Here is an 18,624-nt window from a genome sequence, read left to right on the forward strand (position 1 = left end):
GCCGATCACAGGACCGGTGCCGTGGCAGCGCAGGGGGAGGTGTGCTGTGGGCGTCGCAGGGGTGGCGATGATGTTTCTGGCCCTGGCCGCCGTGGTGATGGTGCTCGTTGTTCCGAGCAAGCAGGAGCAGGAGTCCACCGCGGACACGCCGGAGGCGTCGTCGGGTGAGTCCGACGAGGTGTCCGGCTGCACCACGGTGCTACCGGGGTGAACCTGGCCGACGAGGCCGCCGGACGGGTGATGACCGACCTGGCCAGCCGGACCGGTGGCTGGGGCCGGGGCGCGCGGTGACCGCGCGAACCCGGTCCACTGTGGAGTGATCAGCACGCGGGGTCCGCGCGTCGCTGCTCGGCTGTTCCTGGTCGTGGTGGGTGGCTGGTCGCCGGTGCCCGGTTCCGGCCGGGCCGTGGCGGGCGGCCGGAACCAGGCCGAGGTCAGCCGGGCAGCGGCGCCGTGCCAATGCCCCGCATGGTGCCCGTGACCAGGCGGACGGCCTCGGCGTAGCAGGTGATGTTGGTGAAGCCCTCGGCCCAGCTCATCGCGTTGGGCATGCGCCAGGTGGTCCACACGTCCTGCCGGCCGCTCGCCCCGAGGTAGGCCGTCATCGCCCGGTCGCAGTGCTCGCGCGCGGCGTTGTTCATCGCCTCGGCGCTGGGGACCGGGTCGGTGGGCTTACCGAGGGGCAGCACGCTGGGCAGGGCCTCACCGAGGTGCGGCTGGTCGCAGCCGGTCATGGTCAGCTGCGCGTCCTTGGACGGCGACCCGGCCGAGCAGCGCTGGAACGCGTTGAACTTGCCGTCGGCCAGCGCGTTGCGCAGCGATCCGGTGCGGCGCACGGGCTGGCCGTCCGAGCCCACCTCGATCACCGAGCAGAGCAGCCAGCGGTCGCTGTCGCGCCAGCCCCGCTGGCTCGGCCAGAACGCCCAGACCTGCAGCCGGGTGGCGTCCGCGTCCTGACCGCCCAGGTAGTCGGTGAGCGCGGCGCGGCACGGCGGCACCGCGGCCGAGCGCAGGACCTCCTCGCCGGGATACTCGGCGGGCAGGTCAGCCGGCAACTGGCCGCTGCTGATGCTCTCCGCCTCGTGCGCCTGGGCGCAGTCGAGTGGCACGAACTCGGCGGAGTTGAAGCACTGCCCGGGCGTGGGCAGACCACTGGCCCCGGTCAGCCCGGGCGGAGCCGGCACGCGGTTGCCCGGTGCCCGCTGACCGGCGGCCGACTGGTCGGCCTGGTCCGGGTTGTCCGACCGGTCCGCCTGGCCGGCCTGACCTGCCTGGTCAGCGCCGGACTTCAGGGCGGGCGCCGCAAGGGGTGTTCCCGCGACAGTCGACTGCGTGCACGCGGTCAGCGTTGCCACGGCGGACAGCGCGACAACCGCCAGGGTCAGCCGCGGACGCCGCGAGCCGCTCATGTCCCCACCTCGTCGGCACAGCTCAGCTGAGCTGTGCCAGCGCCCGCGAAAGCACCGTCCCGGGCGACGGGGGCGCGGCCGTTCTCCGCGGCGCCGCCGGTGCTGGTGGGCAGGCCGGCTCGGGCGGGGCCGCGACCGTTGCCGGGCCTGCCGGTTCTCCCGGTCCTGCCGGTTTCTCCGGGCCTACCACTGTTGCCGGGCCTGCCGGATTCCGCGACAACTCCGAACCAGAGCAGGTGGACGCGCGTGGTCCGGTGGTGAATGCACGCGGGCCGCCGGAGGATGCCACAACGTGGCTGGCGCGCCCGTTTTCCACCCGATCGTGGCGCGAGTTGTCCACAGCCACCCGAGTTGTCCACAGCTTCCGCCATCCCCCTGGTTTTCCAGGCCAGCGCCGATAGGCTGGAGCAGGGCACGCCCCCCGGTGGTGGGTGGGGGCTGGGATTGGGCTGGTGGAAGAGCTGTTCGCGACTGCGGTGTGGTCGCGGTGCGGTGGTGTCGGATGGTGCTGGTCGCTGCCTGGCCGCGGTCGTGGTGCACTGCCGGCGGACGCGTGGTTTGGCAGGCTCGTTCACGGGGTACCCCCTCCTGTTGCCCCGGTGATGGGCTGGTCCCGCCCCCGCACGGTACCCCCGAGGCGTACACCAAAACAGGTGAGTTAGTACCTCCACCAGTGGTGTTTATGCGTCTACCAGTAGTAGCCCGCGTTTCTTCACCACGACTCACGCCACTCTTGTGGTGGTGTCGTGCCCTTCCACATCGGCGCCACGTGTCACTCCGTGGTCGCTCAGCTCGCGCTTTGCCGGCCTACTGACCGGTTGCCGATTTCGCCACTCGGGTTCACCAACCCGCAACCGCGCGCCGTCGAGAAAGGCGGCCACGGATTCGCTCGAATTCTCGGCAAAAGCTGACCACGACTCGTGCGGCGGGCGCGCATTGACCTTTCCCAGTGTTGGCGAGTCGCCGCCGGGCGGCGCTCAGCCACCGGCCGGCCGACTCGCGCCGGGACTCGACGCCGCGCGGAACCGGATGCGCTGGCCCGGTCGGGCCTGGGCGGCACGGTCGATGTCCGCGTCGACCACCACGGCGATCACCGGGTACCCGCCGGTCAGCGGGTGGTCGGCGAGGAACAGGGTGGGCTGGCCGGACGGTGGCACCTGGAGCGCGCCGCGCACCATGCCCTCGCTGGGCAGTTCCCCGGTCCGAGCGCGGGCCAGCGCCGGTCCGGACAGCCGCATGCCCACCCGGTCCATCTCCGAGGTCACCAGGTAGGGCTCGGTCACCAGGTGTTCCCTGGCCTCGGCGGTGAACCAGTCGTCGCGCGGGCCGAACAGCACGCGCAGCCACACCTCGTCGCCACCGGGCCCGGGCACCGGGGCGAAGTCGATGGCGGGCAGCGGGTTGGCGGCGACACCGACCGGCAGGACCGCGCCCGCGCTGAGCCGGTCCGGTCCGATGTTCGCCAGCGTGTCCGTGGACCGGGAGCCCAGCACCGGGGGCACGGTGATGCCGCCCCGCACCGCCAGGTACGAGCGCAGTCCGCTGGCCGGCGGGTCCAGCCACAGCTCCTCGCCGGGCCGCAGGTGGAAGACCGCGTTGACCGCACGGGCTCGGGCACGACCGTCCGGTGCCGTGGTGCGCAGCGGACACGGCGCGCCGGTCACCGCCACCACCAGGTGGCCGATCGCCCGGACCCCCAGGCCGCCGAAGGTCACCTCGATGCCCGCGGCCGCCACCGGGTTGCCCACCAACCGGTTGGCCAGCGCCAGCGCCCCCCGGTCGGCCGCACCACCGTGTCCGACGCCCAGCGACGCCTGGCCGGGCCGCCCCAGGTCCTGCAGGACCGCGAGCATGCCGGTGGCCAGCACGCGCAGGCCCCGCTGCGGCGCGTCGCAAGCCGGAGCCGCGGCGCAAGCCGAAGCCGCGGCGCTGGCCGGCACCGGACCAGCGGGCGCTGTGCCCTCGGGGTGTGCGGGGCCCGCGGGGTGCGCGGTGCTGTCGGCGGGTCCGGGCATGTCAGGTGGCCTCCACAAAGCGCACGCGCACCCCGGGGCGGAGCAGCGCGGGGGGTTGTCGGTCGGTGTCCCACAGCACGGCGTCGGTGTGGCCGATGAGCTGCCAGCCACCGGGCGTGGCGACCGGGTAGACCCCGGTGAACCGGTCGGCCAGGGCCACCGAGCCGGCCGGCACCCGCACCCGTGAGGTGGTCCGCCTTGGCACCCGCAGCCGGTCGTCACCGCCGACCAGGTAGCCGAAGCCGGGGGCGAAACCGCAGAAGGCGACCCGCCACAGCGTGCCGGTGTGCGCGGCGACCACCTCGCGCTCGGTCAGTCCGGTGAGCGCGGCGACCTCGGCCAGGTCGGGCCCCTGGTAGTGGACGCTGATCCGCACGGTCTCGGCCTGGGCGTCGGCCTGCTGCCTGGGCAGGTAGCGGACCTCGCGCAGGGCCTGGGCCAGCCTGGCCAGATCAGCGCTGGGCACGGCCTTGACCAGCAGCGTGGTGGAGGCCGGCACCAGGTCCAGCACCCCGGCGGGCGGGTTGGCGCGCAGGCTGTCGTAGAGCCCGAGCACGGCCCGCAGGTCGGGCAGTTCGACCAGCAGGGCGTGGCTCCCGCAGGGCAGCACCCGCATGTCGGGGGCTGCTGGGCGCCCGGCGTCGGACGGCTGATCGGGGTGGGTCATGTGGGCAGTCCTGGTGGGTCGGGGGCGAACGCCGGTGCTGGCCCGCCCGCGGCGGCCGGCGCGTCCCGGGTCGCGCGGGCCGTGGTCACGGCGCTGGGGCTGACCCCGGACATCCGGTCCGCGGTGGTGCGTGCCCGGCTGGGCCGGTCATCGGTGGTGGTGTGCCCGGCCGCGACCAGGTTGACACAGCCGCCGGTGGGACCGGCCTGGTCACGCGGGACCGCGCCGGACCGGGCGCGGGGTCGCGCGCCGCGATCGGCGGTGACGTCCACGACTCACCTCCGTGGTCGAGTACAGCAGCCAATGTAGGGATCGTTGAACAATCCTTCAATACTGCCCCGGTTCACCGCTGTTGTTGATCGTTGCTGGCCACCGCGGTCCACCGCGTCGAAGATGGGAACCTGCCGAAGATGGGAAGCTGTTGACAGGCTCACCGGCTCGCCCCGGTGGGCGCAGCAACACGGCTCCCACCGGGCCGCACCCGGTGATCCGCTTTCACCTGGAGTGGCGATGACGACCGCGCGGACGGACGACTGGTTGGGTTCCCTGGCCAGGGGCAGGGTGGACCTGGGCCGGTCCAGCACGGCCGAACGGGTCGCCAGGCTGCTGCGCGCCCGGGTGCTGGAGGGCGACCTGGCCCCCGGCCTGCGGTTGTCCGAGGAGGCGATCGGCGGGGCGCTCAGCGTCTCCCGCAACACGCTGCGCGAGGCGTTCCGGCTGCTCACCCAGGACCGCCTGCTGGTGCACGAGTACAGCAGGGGGGTGTTCGTCCGGATCCCCACCGAGCAGGACGTCAAAGACCTCTACCAGGCTCGGCGGATCATCGAGTGCGGAGCGCTGCGCGCCTGGCCGACGGCGGCCGACGCGGCGCGCGCGGCCGTGCGCGCCGCCGTGGACGAGGGCAGGCAGGCGGCCGAGCAGCAGCGCTGGGTCCAGTTGGGCACCGCCAACATGCGCTTCCACGAGGCCGTGGCCGGGCTGGCCGGCAGCGAGCGGGTGAACGAGGCGGTTGACCGGCTGCTCGCCGAGTTGCGGCTGGTCTTCCACGTGATGGGCGATCCGAGGCGGTTCCACGAGCGGTACCTGCCGTGGAACGAGGAGATCCTGGGCCTGCTCACCAGCGGGGCGGTCGACCGGGCCGAGCGGGCCATGGCCGAGTACCTGAACGCGGCCGAGGAACAGATAGTGACCGCCTACCGGGACGGCCGGGTGGTCGTGGCCTACGGTGCGGGCCAGCCCTGAGCCGAGATCCGATGTCATGACGCGGGGTAGCGCGGCGTAATGCCCGAAAAGCGGCTATTTCTCCCATATGTTGGGAAAATCAGTCACGATTTGAGCACCGCATCCGACGTTAACCGTCACGATACGGTGACGTAGTCCCACCGTCGGCCTAACATCCCGGACACGCCCCGTTATCAGGGGCCGCCCCACGGGCCGTCGGAGGACAACTCTCATGCCGTCAGCTCCACCGCGTCAGGCCGACAGCGGCGCCCGCCGCTCCGGCCTGCGCTGGAACGCCTGGAACCTGCTGTTGCTGGTTCCCCTGCTCATGCTCATCACCTCGTGGTTCAACCTCGACCAGCCGCGGCTGCTCGGGATGCCGTTCTTCTACTGGTACCAGTTCGCCTTCGTCCCGGTCGGCGTGATCTGCGTCGGTCTGGTCTACCTGAAGACCAGGGACGAACCCGTGCGCACCGACCAGCCCGACCGGCTCGGCGTTGACGACCTCGACGAGGGGGGCAAGGCGTGAACGGCGGCCTGGAGTGGGTCGAGCTGACCGTGTTCGCGGCCCTGTTCGTCCTGGTGACCGTGCTGGGTTTTGTCGCGGCCAGGTGGAAGGCCGGCAACACCCTGGACCACCTCGACGAGTGGGGGCTGGGCGGGCGCAAGTTCGGCTCCTGGATCACCTGGTTCCTGGTGGGCGGTGACCTGTACACGGCGTACACGTTCGTGGCCGTGCCCGCCCTGGTCTTCGGCGCCGGCGCGCTCGGTTTCTACGCGCTGCCCTACACCGTGGTGCTCTACCCGATCGTGTTCCTGCCGCTGGTGCGGATGTGGTCGGTGTCCCGGGTGCACGGCTACGTCACCCCGGCCGACTTCGTCCGGGGCCGTTACGGCTCGCGGATCCTGGCCCTGCTGATCGCGCTCACCGGCATCGTCGCCACCATGCCCTACATCGCGCTGCAGCTGGTGGGCCTGGAGGCGGTGCTGCGCACCATGGGCCTCAACGGCAGCGGCCTGCTCGGCCACCTGCCGCTGTTCATCGCGTTCCTCATCCTCGCGCTGTACACCTACCAGTCGGGCCTGCGCGCGCCCGCGTTGATCGCGTTCGTCAAGGACGCGCTCATCTACGTGGTGATCCTGGTGGCCGTGTTCTACCTGCCGGCCAAGTTCGGCGGCTGGAGTTCGATCTTCGACCGGTCCGCCGAGCTGCTGGCCCAGCCGGGCGCGAACGGCAACCCCAAGGGCTCCATCGTGCTCAGCGCGACCAACCAGCTGCAGTACGCCACGCTGGCGCTGGGCTCGGCACTGGCGCTGTTCCTCTACCCGCACTCGCTGACCGGGATCCTGGCCTCCAAGGGCCGCCGGGTGATCAAGCGCAACATGGTCGCGCTGCCCGCGTACTCGCTGCTGCTGGGCCTGCTGGCGCTGCTCGGCTACGTGGCGCTGGTGGCCGGGGTCAAGCCGATCACCAACGAGGCGACCGGCAGGGCCGACTCCAACACGATCGTGCCGGAGCTGTTCAACCAGCAGTTCCCGTCCTGGTTCGCCGGCATCGCCTTCGCCGCCATCGGCATCGGCGCGCTGGTGCCGGCCGCGATCATGTCGATCGCCGCGGCCAACCTGTGGACGCGCAACATCTACAAGGAGTACCTGAAGAAGGACGCCTCCCCGGCGCAGGAGGCCAAGCAGGCCAAGCTGGCCTCGCTGGTGGTCAAGTTCGGCGCGGTCGCCTTCATCGTGTTCGTGGACCCGCAGTTCTCCATCGACCTGCAGCTGATCGGTGGGGTGATGATCCTGCAGACGCTGCCCGCGGTGGCGATCGCCCTCTACACCAGGTGGTTCCACGTCTGGGGCCTGGTGGCCGGCTGGGTCGTGGGCATGGGCTGGGGCCTGTACCTGCTCTACACGATCCCCAACCCGGCGGCGAACAAGGCGCACTTCGGTGGTTCCGCGCTGACCCTGGACAAGATCTCGCTGTTCGGCTGGCACCCATTCGCCGGCTCCAGCACCCAGATCTACGTGGGCGCGGTCGCCGTGGTGGCGAACCTGGTGGTGGCGGTGGTTGTCACGCTGATCGCCCGGCGGGCCAGGGTGTTCAACGGCACCGACCAGACCGACCCGGACGACTACCACGTGGACGAGAACAGCGACCGACTCAAGCCGGTGGCCAGCCACTGACACGGGCGTGGGACACGGCTCGGCCCCGGCGAGCGGGAGGTTCGCCGGGGCCGAGCCGTTTTTTGTTCCCCCTGTGCTGCGGCGGCCGGGTTGGGGAGCCGCCGCGGGTCTCACGCCGGGGAGCTGGCCACCCGTGGTCGGTGGCCGGTCAGATCACCGAAGGTTGTTGAGCTGCGCCTGTGCGATGGCCATGAGCTCGTGGCGCATGGCCGGCGTGGCCGCGCTGTCGATCGCACGAGCCACGGCCTTGCGGTTGCGGGCGTTGGCACGGCGAGCGCGAATCCTCGCAGCGATGTTCATCGGGTCTGCCATCCCTCTCACAATGAGTTTTTTGTGTGCCTCAAGTATGCGCCGCCAACCCTGATGATCGCACCCGATTATCCGGTGATCTCCCGCACAAGCCGATGATTCATCGGCAGTCAATGGGCTTCGCCCCCAAGTCGTCCTGTCCCGTTGCGTCCGGTGCGTGCCCCGGGTTGGCTTGGCCGCGTGGCTGAAGTGGTGACCAGGGGAGTGGGCAGGGTCGAGCGCGCCCCCGACCGGGCCGGCCTGTCCGTGTCCTACTCGGCGCCGGCCGCCAGCCGCGGCGCGGCCATCGCCGAGTTGTCCCGTCGGGTGACGCCCGTGGAGGAGTCGCTGACCGCCGTGGGCGTCCAGGTGCGGGCCAGACGCCTGTCGGTGAACGCGGCCTGGGAGAACGGCCGGCAGGTCGGCTGCCGCGCCGAGCAGTACTACGAGTTGCGCGTGGACGGGCTGACGCTGCTGGAGGAGGTGCTCGGGCAGCTGATCGCGGCCGAGCCGGCCACCCTGCACGGCCCGTTCTGGGAACTGGCCGACACCACCGAGGCCGTGCGCGAGGCCCAGCGGCACGCGGTGGTCGACGCCCGCCGCCGCGCGGCCGGCTACGCCGAGGCGCTGGCCGCCCGCCTGGGGCCGCTGCTGCGGCTGACCGACGGCGACGCGGCCGAGGTGGCCGTGGGCTACGGCAGTGCCATGCCGGTTCCGGGCGGTGCCGGTGCGTGGGAGAGCGTGCGCGACATCCGCGAACTCAACCTGGCGCCGCAGCCCGTCACCGTCTCGGCCACCTGCACGGCCACCTGGACCCTGCTGGACTGACCCCGCTGGACTGACCCCGCCGAGGAACCCGACGGAACCCGGCCGACGGAACCGGGCCCACGGAACCCACCCGACGGAACCGGGCCGACGGACCCGGCCAACCGCACCCGGCCGACCGCGCGGCACCGCTCGGCCGCGGCGACGACCGGCGACGACCACCGGACAACCCCGAGACGGCGAGGCCCCTTGCCGAGACCACCGCGCGGGGCGGGGCCGGCGAACCACAACGCCCGATGGACCCACCCCCGCCCTCCCAGGGGGGCGACCCCAGGTCCAGCCTACCCACGCCCCCCGCGCGGGACGCGCGGTCGACGGAGACTGTGGACAACCCGGGCGGCTGTGCACAACCACGTCGCTGAACCGGGTGACCTGCTTGACCGGCCGGGGCATGCGCGCTACCCGCCGAGCCGCACAGCGCGTCAGCGTTCCAGGATCGCGGTCACGCCCTGCCCGCCGGCCGCGCAGATGGAGATCAGGCCCCGGCCGGAGCCGCGCTCGGCGAGCAGCTTGGCCAGTGTGGCCACGATCCGCGCGCCCGTGGCCGCGAACGGGTGCCCCACGGCCAGCGACGAGCCGGCAACGTTGAGCTTGGTCCGGTCGATCGGGCCGAGCGGCTGGTCGAGGCCGAGCCGGTCGCGGCAGAAGTCCGGGTCCGCCCAGGCCCGCAGGGTGGCCAGCACCTGGGCGGCGAACGCCTCGTGGATCTCGTAGAAGTCGAAGTCGGCCAGGCCGAGCCCGGCCCGCGCCAGCATCCTGGGCACGGCGTAGGCGGGTGCCATCAGCAGGCCCTCCTGGTAGCCGTCCGGCCCGGGGCGCACGTGGTCCACGGCCGCGGTCTCGCTGAACGTCAGGTGGGCCAGCACCGGCAGGCCCCGGCTGGCGGCCCAGTCGTCGCTGGCCAGCAGCACGGCCGAGGCGCCGTCGGACAACGGCGTGGAGTTGCCGGCCGTCATGGTGGCGTCCGGGCCGTGGCCGAAGACCGGCCGCAGCCGGGCCAGCGCGGCCACGCTGGTGTCCGGCCGCAGGTTGTGGTCCCTGGTCAACCCGAGGAAGGGGGTGACCAGGTCGTCGAAGAAGCCGCGGTCGTAGGCGGCGGCCAGGTTGTGGTGGCTGGCCACCGCAAGTTCGTCCTGCTCGGTGCGGCCGATGCCCCACTGCCGGGCGGTGCGGGCGGCGTGCTCGCCCATGGACAGCCCGGTGCGCGGCTCGGCGTTGCGGGGCTGCTCGGGCACCAGGTGGCGGGGCCGCAACCGGGCCAGTTGGCGCAGCTTGGCCACGACGCCCCTGGCCCGGTTGGCGTCGAGCAGCACCCGGCGCAGGTCGTCGTTGAGGGCCAGGGGCGCGTCGCTGGTGGTGTCCACGCCACCGGCGATGCCCGCGTCGATCTGGCCGAGCGCGATCTTGTTGGCCACGCCGAGCACGGCCTGCAGGCCGGTGCCGCACGCCTGCTGGATGTCGTGCGCTGGCGTGTCCGGGGCCAGCCCGCTGCCCAGCACGCACTCGCGGACCAGGTTGAAGTCCCGGCTGTGCTTGAGCACCGCGCCGGCGACCACCTCACCCAACCGCTCGCCGGCCAGGTCGAACCGCCGCACCAGGCCGTCCAGCACCGCGGTGAACATCTCCTGGTTGGACACGTGCGCGTAGGGGCCGTTGGACCGGGCGAACGGAATGCGGTTGCCGCCGACCACGGCCACACGGCGAACACCTGGCACGGTTGCCCCGGTCATGTCGCCCTCCTCCTGAACCTCACGACACCATCGACAATAACCTACTTCTCAGTAGACTTACCAGCGAGTAGGGAGGCGTGGATGACCGATCGATACCAGCGTTTCGCCACCTCCGGGCTGGGCCGCCGGGTGGTGCACGCCCTTGGCCTGCCCAATCCGCACCCGCTGCGCCGCCACCGGCCCGGCCAGCCGGTCCTGACCGGACCGGTGCTGGTCGGCGGCGCGCCCGGCGGTCGGCTCGGCGAGCCGGTCGGCGCGGTGCTCAGCGCCCTGCCCGCGGACGTCCACACCGCGGCCGAGCCGGGCCGCCGGTACGGCGCACTGGTCTTCGACGCCACCGGCATCACCCGCGGCGACCAGCTGCGCGAGCTGCACGCCTTCTTCCACCCGGTGATCCGCGCGCTGGCCGACTGCGGCCGGGTGCTGGTGCTGGCCAGTCCACCCGAGCAGGCCGGGGACACCGCCGAGCACATCGCCCAACGCGCGCTGGAGGGGTTCACCCGCTCGGTGGGCAAGGAGCTGCGGCGGGGTGCCACGGTCCAGCTCGTCCGGGTCGCCGCCGGGGCCGAGCAGGGCATCGAGTCCACCCTGCGGTTCCTGCTGTCCGCGAAATCGGCCTACGTCTCCGGGCAGGTGATCCGGATCGGCGCGGGCGCGGTGGCCCCGCCGGACGACTGGGAGCGTCCGCTGGCCGGCCGGGTCGCCCTGGTGACCGGCGCGTCCCGGGGCATCGGCGCGGCCATCGCCGAGGTCCTCGCCCGGGACGGCGCGCACGTGCTGGGCCTGGACGTGCCGGCCCAGCGGGCCGAACTGTCCACTGTGGTCAATCGGTTGGGTGGCAGCGCCCTGCTGCTGGACATCACCGCGGAGGACGCGCCGCGCCAGCTGGTCGACCACCTCGACAACCACGCGGGCGGCCGGCCGCACCCCGGGGTGGACATCGTGGTGCACAACGCCGGCATCACCCGGGACCGCACGCTCGGCCGGCTGGACGCCGCCGGGTGGGACGCGGTGCTCGCGGTCAACCTCACCAGCCAGGAGCGGATCAACGCGGCCCTGCTCGCCGGGAACACCCTGCGCGAGCGCGGCCGGATCATCGGGGTGTCCTCGATCGCCGGGATCGCCGGCAACGCCGGGCAGACCAACTACGCCACCAGCAAGGCCGGGGTGATCGGCATGGTGACCGCGCTCGCGCCCCGGCTGGCCGAGCGCCGCGCCACGATCAACGCGGTGGCGCCGGGCTTCATCGAGACCGCCATGACCGCGGCCGTGCCGCTGTTCTTCCGGGAGGCGGGCCGGCGGTTGAACAGCATGGCCCAGGGCGGCCTGCCGGTCGACGTGGCCGAGACCGTGGCCTGGTTCGCGCACCCGGCCTCGGGTGGGGTGACCGGCAACGTGGTCCGGGTCTGCGGGCAGAGCCTGCTCGGCGCGTGAGCCCGGCCCGACCTGGCGGAGAGGACCAGCCATGACCGCGGACAACGGCACCACCACGGACAACAGCACCACCACCCGCGTCCTGCGCACCACCCCGAGCCTGGCGCTGCTCTACCCCAGGGCGGTGCTGACCGGTTTCGCCCGGCGGGGTCAGCGGCTGCCGGACACCGAGTACGTCCGGCGCGACCTGCTGGTCGACCAGCGCCACCTGGCCCGCTACGCCGAGGTGTGCGGGTTCGCGGTGGCCGGCCGGCTGCCGGTGACCTACCCGCACCTGCTGGCCTTTCCCGTGCAGATCAAGCTGATGAGCGCGCGGACCTTCCCGTTCGCCCTGGCCGGGCTGGTGCACGTGGCCAACCGCGTCACCCAGCACCGGCCGCTGCGGGTGGCCGAGCCGCTGACCCTGTCGGTGCGGGCGGACAACCTGCGGCCGCACCGCCGGGGCCGCCAGTTCGACGTGCTCACCGAGTGCGCGGTGGCCGGGCAGGTGGTGTGGCGCGAGGTCAGCACCTACCTGAAACGCGAGCGCGTCCCCGGGCGGGCCGCGCCACCCGCACCGGACCAGGCACCCGCACCCGGGCCGGACCCGACCGGCCACGGCACCGAGGAGGTGGTCGGCACCTGGCGGGTGGCCGGGGACGCCGGCCGGCGGTACGCGGCGGTCTCCGGTGACCGCAACCCGATCCACCTGCACCCGGTGACCGCGCGGCTGTTCGGATTCCCCCGGGCCATCGCGCACGGCATGTGGACCACGGCCCGCTGCCTGGCCGCGCTCCAGGACAGCCTGCCCGACGCCTGCACCGTGGACGTGCGGTTCGCCCGCCCGGTGCTGCTGCCCGCCACCGTGACCCTGTCCCGCTGGTCAGGGGACAACCACCGGGAGGACCACCGGGACGGCCCCGGGGACGGCCGTGACAACGGCCGTGGTGAAAGCCGAGGCGAGCACCCGGACCGCGGCTGGGGTTTCGCGCTGCGCCAGGCCGGTACGGCCACACCGCACCTGCTCGGGCGGGTCAGCCCGGTCGGCCCGGTCGGTCCCGGCTAGCGCCGCCGGTCAGTCCTCGCCAGTGCTCCTGTGCGCGGGCGGGTGCCACACGCGGCCCTCGACCAGGTCGCCGAAGCCCATCCACATCATGTTCATCAGCCGGGCCGCGGTGGCGCCGGCCGACTCCTCGGCGTGGTCCAGCCACCAGTCGGCCAGCGACTCGCCGGCGCCGACCAGTGCGGCGGCCATGCTGTCGGTGTCCCGCTGGGTGTAGGCGGCGCCCTGGTTGCTGGCGCAGCGCACGAGCAGCGCCGCGACCAGGGTGATCGCCCTGCGCCGCATCTCGGCCAGTTCCTCCCCGAACGGGCCGCCCTGGGAGCTGGCCTGGCGGTGCAGCACCCGCCAGCTGTCCCGGTGCTCGCTGACGAAGCCGAAGAACGCCCGCAGCCCGCTCCACAGCTGGACGTCCGGCGCGTCGGCCGGGTCCACGCCGCTGGCGATGGTCTCCATCAGCCGGGTGGCCTCGCGGCGGATGCAGGTGGCGAACAGTTCGTCCTTGGAGCCGAGGTAGGCGTAGAGCATGGGTTTGGAGATCCCGGCCACCTCGGAGATCTCGTCCATGGACGCCGCGTGGAAGCCGTGTCGGGAGAACACGGCCACGGCCGCGTCCAGGATCTGCCGTTCCCGCACCGCGCGGGGCAGCCGTTTGGCCCGGGGCCGTCTCGGTGGCGCGGCGTGCGCCGCTGGCGGGTCGGCGGTGGTGTCGTCCCTGCTCGTGTCCCCTCCCAGGTCTGTCAGCTCTGCTGTTCGCGCGTGTGCGTGCCCGACGGACCGCGTGTCGGTGTGCATGGCACCCCCTGAAGGCTGAGGTCAGATTATCCACAGCAGCTTGCAAGCCTACCTACTCGCCAGTAGATTTACTCGTCAGTAGGTATGGAGGTGCTGCCATGACCAACATCGATCTCAGCCCCGACGCCGTTGCGCGCTTGAGCCCCGACGAGTTGATCACCACGTTGCGCCGGCTCGACCCGGCCTCGGACGCGGCCAGGCAACTCGACATCGACGTGGTGGCCAGGGCCATCGACCCCAAGAAGCTGAGCCGCGAGCAGTTCGTCGACCTGCTGGCCGTGCTCGGCGACCTGGCCGACGCCGGGGCCGCGGTGAACCTGAGCCAGCTGGACCCGCAGAACTTCGCCCGGCTGATCGCCCGCGCCGGCAAGGACCAGATCGAGGCCGTGACCAGTCAGCCGGTGCTGCGGGAACGCATCCTCGACGAGGTGTTCCGCCGGATGGAGGTGCACTTCCGGGCCGACCGCGCCGGGTCCACCAAGGCGGTGGTGCACTGGCGGATCAGCGGTGCGGCCACCGACGACGGCTACGACCGCTACGAGACCGTCATCGAGAACGAGACGTGCGCGGTCAGCAAGAACGGTTCCCGCGAACCCCGCGCCACCGTCACCCTGACCCCGGTCGACTTCCTCAAGCTGGTCACCGGCAACGCGTCCGCGCCCGTGCTGTTCATGACCGGCAAGCTCAAGGTCGCCGGCGACCTGGCCTTCGCCGCCGGGCTGACCAACCTGTTCACCATCCCCAAGGCCTAGCCCACAGGCCCAGTCCCCCCAATGCCCAGTCCCCCGAGGCACAGTCCCACCGAGGCACAGTCCCCCCACGGCGCGGTCGCCGAGGCGCGGCCGCCCGAGCCACGCCGAGCGGGCTGCCGCCAACCAAGGAGCGAGAGAACACCATGGCCGGCTTCTCCCTGGAACTGAACGAGGACCAGACAGACCTGCGCGACTGGGTGCACGGGTTCGCCGAGGACGTCATCCGCCCCGCCGCCGCCGAGTGGGACGAGCGCGAGGAAACCCCCTGGCCGGTCATCAAGGAGGCGGCCAAGCTCGGGGTCTACGGCTTCGAGTCGCTGGCCACCTGGTTCTCCGACCCCACCGGCCTGTCCCTGCCGATCGCCACCGAGGAGCTGTTCTGGGGCGACGCCGGCATCGGCCTCGCCCTGATGGGCACCGGACTGGCCGTGGCCGGCATCTTCGCCGCCGGTGAACCCGAGCAGCTGGTCGAGTGGGTGCCGGCCTGCTTCGGCGACGAGGACGACCCCAAGCTGGCCGCGTTCTGCGCGTCCGAGCCGCAGGCCGGCTCGGACGTGGCCGGCTACCGCACCAGGGCCCGCTACGACGAGGCCACCGACGAGTGGGTGATCAACGGCCAGAAGGCGTGGGCCACCAACGGCGGCATCGCCAACGTGCACGTGGTGACCGCCGTGGTCGACCCGGAACTGGGCGCGCGCGGCCAGGCCGGGTTCATCGTCCCGCCGGGAACCCCGGGCGTGCACAGCACCCGCAAGATCCGCAAGCACGGCCTGCGCGCCTCGCACACCGCCGACGTGTTCTTCGACGACGTGCGCGTGCCCGGCCGCTGCGTGCTGGGCGGGCGGGAACGCCTGGCGGCGCGGCTGGCCAGGGCCAGGGAGGGCCAGCGCGCCGGCGGCCAGGCCGCCATGGCCACCTTCGAGACCACCCGGCCCACCGTGGGCGCCATGGCCGTGGGCGTGGCCCGCGCCGCCTACGAGTACGCGCTGGACTACGCCAAGCAGCGCGAGGCGTTCGGCCGGCCCATCGTCGAACACCAGTCGATCGCCTTCGACCTGGCCAACATGCGGATGGAGATCGACGCGGCCCGTCTGCTGGTGTGGCGGGCGGCCTGGATGGGCCGCAGCGACGTCCCGTTCACCGCGGGCGAGGGCTCCATGTCCAAGCTCAAGGCCGGCGAGGTCGCGGTCTGGGCGACCGAACGCGCCATCCACATCCTCGGCGGCGCCGGCTACACCCGCGAACACCCGGTGGAGCGGATGCACCGCGACGCCAAGATCTTCACCATCTTCGAGGGCACCAGCGAGATCCAGCGCCTGGTGATCTCCCGGGCGATCTCCGGCAGGCACATCCGCTAGGCGTGATCCGCCCGACGTGATCCGCCCGGCGTAATCCGCTCGGCCACGCCGCCGCCGCACCGGCACAATCGCGGCGGCGGCCCTGGCGCGCGCCCGACGACCGGGCGTGCGCACCCGAGGAGGAGTGTGGACATGGCACGACGGGTGCATCCCCCGTTCGATCCCGAGGTGGCCAAGGCGCTGCCGGCGGTCAACGCGGTGCTGCCGCCGTCGATCACCCCGGACCTGATCGGACGGCTGCGCGAGGTCACCTCGGCCGGCCACAGCAGCGGCCTGGCCGAGCTGCGCGAGCACGTGCACGCCGAGGAGCTGACCGCTCCCGGGCCGGACGGCACCGAGGTGCCGCTGCTGGTGCTGCGCCCCAAGGACACCGGCCACCCCGGGGGAACCGACCCGGCCGGCCCGCTGCCCGGCCTGTACTTCATCCACGGCGGCGGCATGGTCGCCGGCAGCAACTACACCGGCCTGGACTGGGTGCTGGCGTGGATGGCGGCGATCCCCCTGGTGGCGGTCAGCGTGGACTACCGCCTCGCCCCGGAGCACCCGCACCCCGCGCCGGTCGAGGACTGCTACGCCGGGCTGGTCTGGGTCGGCGAGCACCTGGCCGAGCTGGGCATCGACCCCGACCGGTTGGTGGTCGCCGGGGGCAGCGCGGGCGGCGGGCTCGCCGCGGCCACCGCCCTGCTGGCCAGGGACCGGGTCGGCCCGCGCCTGCGCGGGCAACTGCTGGTGTGCCCGATGCTCGACGACCGCGCCAGCACCCCGTCCAGCACCGAACTCGTCGGCGAGGGCGTGTGGGACAGCATCTCCAACGCCACCGGCTGGTCGGCCCTGCTCGGCGCCGCCGCGGGTGGTCCGGACGTCTCCCCGTACGCGGCGCCGGCCCGCGCCACCGACCTGTCCGGGCTGCCCCCGGCCTTTGTCGAGGCCGGTTCGGTGGAGACCTACCGCGACGAGGCCGTCGCCTACGCCTCCCGGCTGTGGCAGGCCGGCGGCCAGGCCGAGCTGCACATCTGGGCCGGCGGCTGCCACAACTTCGACGGCGTGGTGCCGCACACCCCGCTGGCCCGCGAGGCCCGCGCCAGCCGGATCAACTGGCTGCGCCGTGTCCTGGCCGCCTGACCGCCGAACACCCCGAGCCACCGGCAGTTGTGGCGCTCAACACACGGCATGCGATGATCTGGCGATTGCCCAGCACGGGTGGTGTGCGCCGGATTTCGGCGGTGTACACGAAAGCACCGGGCCGGCGATACGGATGACGTGAACTGTGGTGTGCGCCCACCACAGCTCACTCGCGGTGCCCGGTCCCCCTCCCCCTTGTGGGCCGGGCGCCGCGTCTCGTCGGGCGCCGCGTCTCGTCGGGCACCGCGTCTCGTCCCGGGCACCGGGCACGTGGCTGACGCACTCGCACGTGCCCGGTCCTCCCCAGTTGTTCAGTAGGTGTTCAGTAGGTGATGGCCAGGGCCGGGTCGGCGAGCAGCGCGCCCACGTCGGCCAGGAACCGCGAGCCCTGCTGGCCGTCCACCACGCGGTGGTCGAAGCTCAGCGCGAGCTGGCAGACCTTGCGCGGCACCACCTGGCCGTCCACCACCCACGGCATGTCGCGGATCGCGCCGAGGGCCAGGATCGCCGACTCACTGGGGCTGGCGATGATCGGCGTGCCGGTGTCCACGCCGAACACCCCGATGTTGGTGATGGTGATGGTGCCGTTCGCCATGTCCCCCGGGGTGGTGCGCCCGGCCCGCGCGGTGGTGGCCAGTTCCTCGATCGAGCGGGCCAGTTCGGCCAGGGACAGCTGGTCGGCGTCGCGGACCTTGGGCACGATCAGGCCCCTCGGCGTGGCCGCGGCGATGCCCAGGTGCACGTAGTCCTTGTAGACGATCTCGCCAGCGGCCTCGTCCCAGGTGGCGTTCACGTCCGGGGTGCGGCGCACCGCGAGGCAGACCGCCCTGGCCGCGAAGGCCAGCGGGGTCAGCTTCACGTCGCGGAACTCCGGGTGGTTCTTCAGCCTGGCCCGCAGCTCCATCATCGGGGTCACGTCCACCGTCAGGAACTCGGTGACGTGCGGCGCGGTGAACGCGCTGTCCGCGGTGGCCTGCGCCGTCGCCTTGCGCACGCCCTTGATCGGCACCCGCCGTTCCCGGGTGGCGGCGTCGTAGCCGGGCGCGCCCTGGACCGCGCCCGAGGTCGGCTCGCCGGCCCGCTGCACGTCCTCCCGGGTGATCACGCCGCCCGGCCCGGAGCCGGCCAGCGCGTGCAGGTCCACGCCCAGGTCCTTGGCCAGCTTGCGCACGGGCGGCTTGGCCAGCGGGACCAGGCCGGGCCCACCGGCCGGCGCGGCCGGGGCCGGCGCCGGTGCGGGGGTCGGGGCCGGTGGTGCGACCGGCGGCGGTGGTGGTGCCACCCGAGCCGGCGGGGCCACCGGCGCCGCGGTCGCGGTCGCGGCGGCCGGCACCGCTGCCGGCGCCGCCGCTGGCGCGGGTGCGTCCTTGCGGGGCCGCCGCCGGGTGGCGGACGACGACTTGGGCCCGTAGCCGACCAGGTTGGGCAGGACCTGCTCGGCGCCGGCCTGCTGGCCGGCCTCGGTGGTGGTGCCGTTGACCGCGAAACCGGCGGCCGTGCCGTTGGCGGCGGCACCGGCCGGGGCGGCGGCGCCGCCCGGGTCCACGTCGATGTTGATGATCGGCGTGCCGACCTCGACGGTCTGCCCGACCTCGGCGAGCAGTTCGGTGACCACGCCCGCGTACGGGCAGGGCAGCTCCACCGCGGCCTTGGCGGTCTCGATCTCCACGATGATCTGGTTCACCGTGACGGTGTCACCCGGGGCCACGTGCCAGGTGAGGATCTCCGCCTCGGTCAGCCCCTCACCGACGTCGGGCAGGGGGAAGTGCTTGATCTGCGGCATGTGAA

The 18,624-nt window shown here is 72.9% G+C and carries 18 protein-coding genes; 10 read left to right on the forward strand and 8 right to left on the reverse strand.

Features of this window, described 5'->3' with window-relative positions; translation table 11 throughout:
- Positions 1-46 precede the first annotated feature (46 nt).
- A complete protein-coding gene (locus LX83_RS15655) occupies positions 47-211 on the forward strand; it encodes a hypothetical protein (protein ID WP_253771877.1) in 165 nt (54 codons plus the stop codon).
- A gap of 223 nt (positions 212-434) precedes the next feature.
- Here LX83_RS15655 and LX83_RS15660 read toward each other — a convergent pair whose 3' ends face one another.
- The 4 genes from LX83_RS15660 to LX83_RS15675 all read right to left on the reverse strand — a co-directional run bounded on the left by LX83_RS15660 (position 435) and on the right by LX83_RS15675 (position 4,363).
- Positions 435-1,409, reverse strand: a complete 975-nt coding sequence (locus tag LX83_RS15660) for a septum formation family protein (protein ID WP_253771879.1) — start codon at positions 1,407-1,409, stop codon at positions 435-437.
- 977 nt (positions 1,410-2,386) lie between these two features.
- Entirely contained in the window at positions 2,387-3,424 is a 1,038-nt protein-coding gene (locus tag LX83_RS15665; RefSeq protein WP_301328252.1) for a 5-oxoprolinase subunit C family protein, read from the reverse strand.
- A gap of 1 nt (position 3,425) precedes the next feature.
- A complete protein-coding gene (locus tag LX83_RS15670) occupies positions 3,426-4,040 on the reverse strand; it encodes a 5-oxoprolinase subunit B family protein (RefSeq protein WP_253772057.1) in 615 nt (204 codons plus the stop codon).
- A 47-nt stretch (positions 4,041-4,087) separates the two neighbouring features.
- Complete coding sequence (locus tag LX83_RS15675) at positions 4,088-4,363, reverse strand: hypothetical protein (protein WP_253771881.1); 276 nt, start codon at positions 4,361-4,363, stop codon at positions 4,088-4,090.
- 238 nt (positions 4,364-4,601) lie between these two features.
- Here LX83_RS15675 and LX83_RS15680 point away from each other — a divergent pair, with 238 nt between their 5' ends.
- The 3 genes from LX83_RS15680 (at position 4,602) to mctP (ending at position 7,493) form a co-directional block, all read left to right on the forward strand.
- A complete protein-coding gene (locus tag LX83_RS15680) occupies positions 4,602-5,333 on the forward strand; it encodes a GntR family transcriptional regulator (RefSeq protein ID WP_253771883.1) in 732 nt (243 codons plus the stop codon).
- 211 nt (positions 5,334-5,544) lie between these two features.
- Positions 5,545-5,841 (forward strand): DUF3311 domain-containing protein, encoded by a 297-nt coding sequence (locus tag LX83_RS15685; protein WP_253771885.1) that lies wholly within the window; start codon positions 5,545-5,547, stop codon positions 5,839-5,841.
- On the forward strand, positions 5,838-7,493 hold the full coding sequence (gene mctP, locus LX83_RS15690) for a monocarboxylate uptake permease MctP (protein ID WP_253771887.1): 1,656 nt from the start codon (positions 5,838-5,840) through the stop codon (positions 7,491-7,493). Before LX83_RS15685 ends, mctP begins: the two co-directional genes overlap by 4 nt.
- Before the next feature lie 153 nt (positions 7,494-7,646).
- Here mctP and LX83_RS15695 read toward each other — a convergent pair whose 3' ends face one another.
- The gene (locus tag LX83_RS15695) at positions 7,647-7,805 is read right to left on the reverse strand and encodes a hypothetical protein (protein ID WP_253771889.1); all 159 of its coding nucleotides are present in this window, start codon (positions 7,803-7,805) and stop codon (positions 7,647-7,649) included.
- 177 nt (positions 7,806-7,982) lie between these two features.
- Here LX83_RS15695 and LX83_RS15700 point away from each other — a divergent pair, with 177 nt between their 5' ends.
- The gene (locus tag LX83_RS15700; protein ID WP_253771891.1) at positions 7,983-8,609 is read left to right on the forward strand and encodes an SIMPL domain-containing protein; all 627 of its coding nucleotides are present in this window, start codon (positions 7,983-7,985) and stop codon (positions 8,607-8,609) included.
- Positions 8,610-9,028: 419 nt separating this feature from the next.
- Here LX83_RS15700 and LX83_RS15705 read toward each other — a convergent pair whose 3' ends face one another.
- Complete coding sequence (locus tag LX83_RS15705) at positions 9,029-10,336, reverse strand: acetyl-CoA C-acetyltransferase (RefSeq protein WP_253771893.1); 1,308 nt, start codon at positions 10,334-10,336, stop codon at positions 9,029-9,031.
- An 81-nt stretch (positions 10,337-10,417) separates the two neighbouring features.
- Between LX83_RS15705 and LX83_RS15710 the strand changes: the two genes are divergently transcribed.
- Both LX83_RS15710 and LX83_RS15715 read left to right on the forward strand, forming a co-directional pair.
- Positions 10,418-11,770: a 3-oxoacyl-ACP reductase gene (locus LX83_RS15710; protein WP_253771895.1), complete on the forward strand. Its 1,353-nt coding sequence runs from the start codon at positions 10,418-10,420 to the stop codon at positions 11,768-11,770.
- 31 nt (positions 11,771-11,801) lie between these two features.
- Positions 11,802-12,815 (forward strand): MaoC family dehydratase, encoded by a 1,014-nt coding sequence (locus LX83_RS15715; protein ID WP_253771897.1) that lies wholly within the window; start codon positions 11,802-11,804, stop codon positions 12,813-12,815.
- Between the two features lie 9 nt (positions 12,816-12,824).
- Here the strand turns inward: LX83_RS15715 and LX83_RS15720 are convergent, their stop codons facing one another.
- The gene (locus LX83_RS15720) at positions 12,825-13,604 is read right to left on the reverse strand and encodes a TetR/AcrR family transcriptional regulator (protein ID WP_253771899.1); all 780 of its coding nucleotides are present in this window, start codon (positions 13,602-13,604) and stop codon (positions 12,825-12,827) included.
- A gap of 98 nt (positions 13,605-13,702) precedes the next feature.
- Between LX83_RS15720 and LX83_RS15725 the strand changes: the two genes are divergently transcribed.
- The 3 genes from LX83_RS15725 (at position 13,703) to LX83_RS15735 (ending at position 16,836) form a co-directional block, all read left to right on the forward strand.
- Positions 13,703-14,356, forward strand: a complete 654-nt coding sequence (locus tag LX83_RS15725) for an SCP2 sterol-binding domain-containing protein (RefSeq protein WP_253771902.1) — start codon at positions 13,703-13,705, stop codon at positions 14,354-14,356.
- Between the two features lie 143 nt (positions 14,357-14,499).
- Complete coding sequence (locus LX83_RS15730) at positions 14,500-15,714, forward strand: acyl-CoA dehydrogenase family protein (protein WP_253771904.1); 1,215 nt, start codon at positions 14,500-14,502, stop codon at positions 15,712-15,714.
- A gap of 132 nt (positions 15,715-15,846) precedes the next feature.
- Positions 15,847-16,836 (forward strand): alpha/beta hydrolase, encoded by a 990-nt coding sequence (locus LX83_RS15735; RefSeq protein ID WP_253771906.1) that lies wholly within the window; start codon positions 15,847-15,849, stop codon positions 16,834-16,836.
- A 322-nt stretch (positions 16,837-17,158) separates the two neighbouring features.
- Here LX83_RS15735 and LX83_RS15740 read toward each other — a convergent pair whose 3' ends face one another.
- Positions 17,159-18,619, reverse strand: a complete 1,461-nt coding sequence (locus LX83_RS15740; RefSeq protein ID WP_253771908.1) for a dihydrolipoamide acetyltransferase family protein — start codon at positions 18,617-18,619, stop codon at positions 17,159-17,161.
- Between the last annotated feature and the right edge of the window lie 5 nt (positions 18,620-18,624).

The organism is Goodfellowiella coeruleoviolacea (genome assembly GCF_024171785.1).
In the GTDB taxonomy this organism is placed as follows: Bacteria; Actinomycetota; Actinomycetes; order Mycobacteriales; family Pseudonocardiaceae; genus Goodfellowiella; species Goodfellowiella coeruleoviolacea.

What these genes read in the sequence shown, in the direction of transcription:
- LX83_RS15725 (WP_253771902.1), top strand. Translation starts at nt 13,703, where the DNA reads ATGACCAACATCGATCTCAGCCCCGACGCCGTTGCGCGCTTGAGCCCC.
- LX83_RS15665 (WP_301328252.1), bottom strand. Translation starts at nt 3,424, where the DNA reads ATGCCCGGACCCGCCGACAGCACCGCGCACCCCGCGGGCCCCGCACAC.
- LX83_RS15680 (WP_253771883.1), top strand. Translation starts at nt 4,602, where the DNA reads ATGACGACCGCGCGGACGGACGACTGGTTGGGTTCCCTGGCCAGGGGC.
- LX83_RS15740 (WP_253771908.1), bottom strand. Translation starts at nt 18,619, where the DNA reads ATGCCGCAGATCAAGCACTTCCCCCTGCCCGACGTCGGTGAGGGGCTG.
- LX83_RS15730 (WP_253771904.1), top strand. Translation starts at nt 14,500, where the DNA reads ATGGCCGGCTTCTCCCTGGAACTGAACGAGGACCAGACAGACCTGCGC.
- LX83_RS15715 (WP_253771897.1), top strand. Translation starts at nt 11,802, where the DNA reads ATGACCGCGGACAACGGCACCACCACGGACAACAGCACCACCACCCGC.
- LX83_RS15710 (WP_253771895.1), top strand. Translation starts at nt 10,418, where the DNA reads ATGACCGATCGATACCAGCGTTTCGCCACCTCCGGGCTGGGCCGCCGG.
- LX83_RS15670 (WP_253772057.1), bottom strand. Translation starts at nt 4,040, where the DNA reads ATGCGGGTGCTGCCCTGCGGGAGCCACGCCCTGCTGGTCGAACTGCCC.
- LX83_RS15660 (WP_253771879.1), bottom strand. Translation starts at nt 1,409, where the DNA reads ATGAGCGGCTCGCGGCGTCCGCGGCTGACCCTGGCGGTTGTCGCGCTG.
- LX83_RS15720 (WP_253771899.1), bottom strand. Translation starts at nt 13,604, where the DNA reads ATGCACACCGACACGCGGTCCGTCGGGCACGCACACGCGCGAACAGCA.
- LX83_RS15705 (WP_253771893.1), bottom strand. Translation starts at nt 10,336, where the DNA reads ATGACCGGGGCAACCGTGCCAGGTGTTCGCCGTGTGGCCGTGGTCGGC.
- LX83_RS15685 (WP_253771885.1), top strand. Translation starts at nt 5,545, where the DNA reads ATGCCGTCAGCTCCACCGCGTCAGGCCGACAGCGGCGCCCGCCGCTCC.
- LX83_RS15695 (WP_253771889.1), bottom strand. Translation starts at nt 7,805, where the DNA reads ATGGCAGACCCGATGAACATCGCTGCGAGGATTCGCGCTCGCCGTGCC.
- LX83_RS15735 (WP_253771906.1), top strand. Translation starts at nt 15,847, where the DNA reads ATGGCACGACGGGTGCATCCCCCGTTCGATCCCGAGGTGGCCAAGGCG.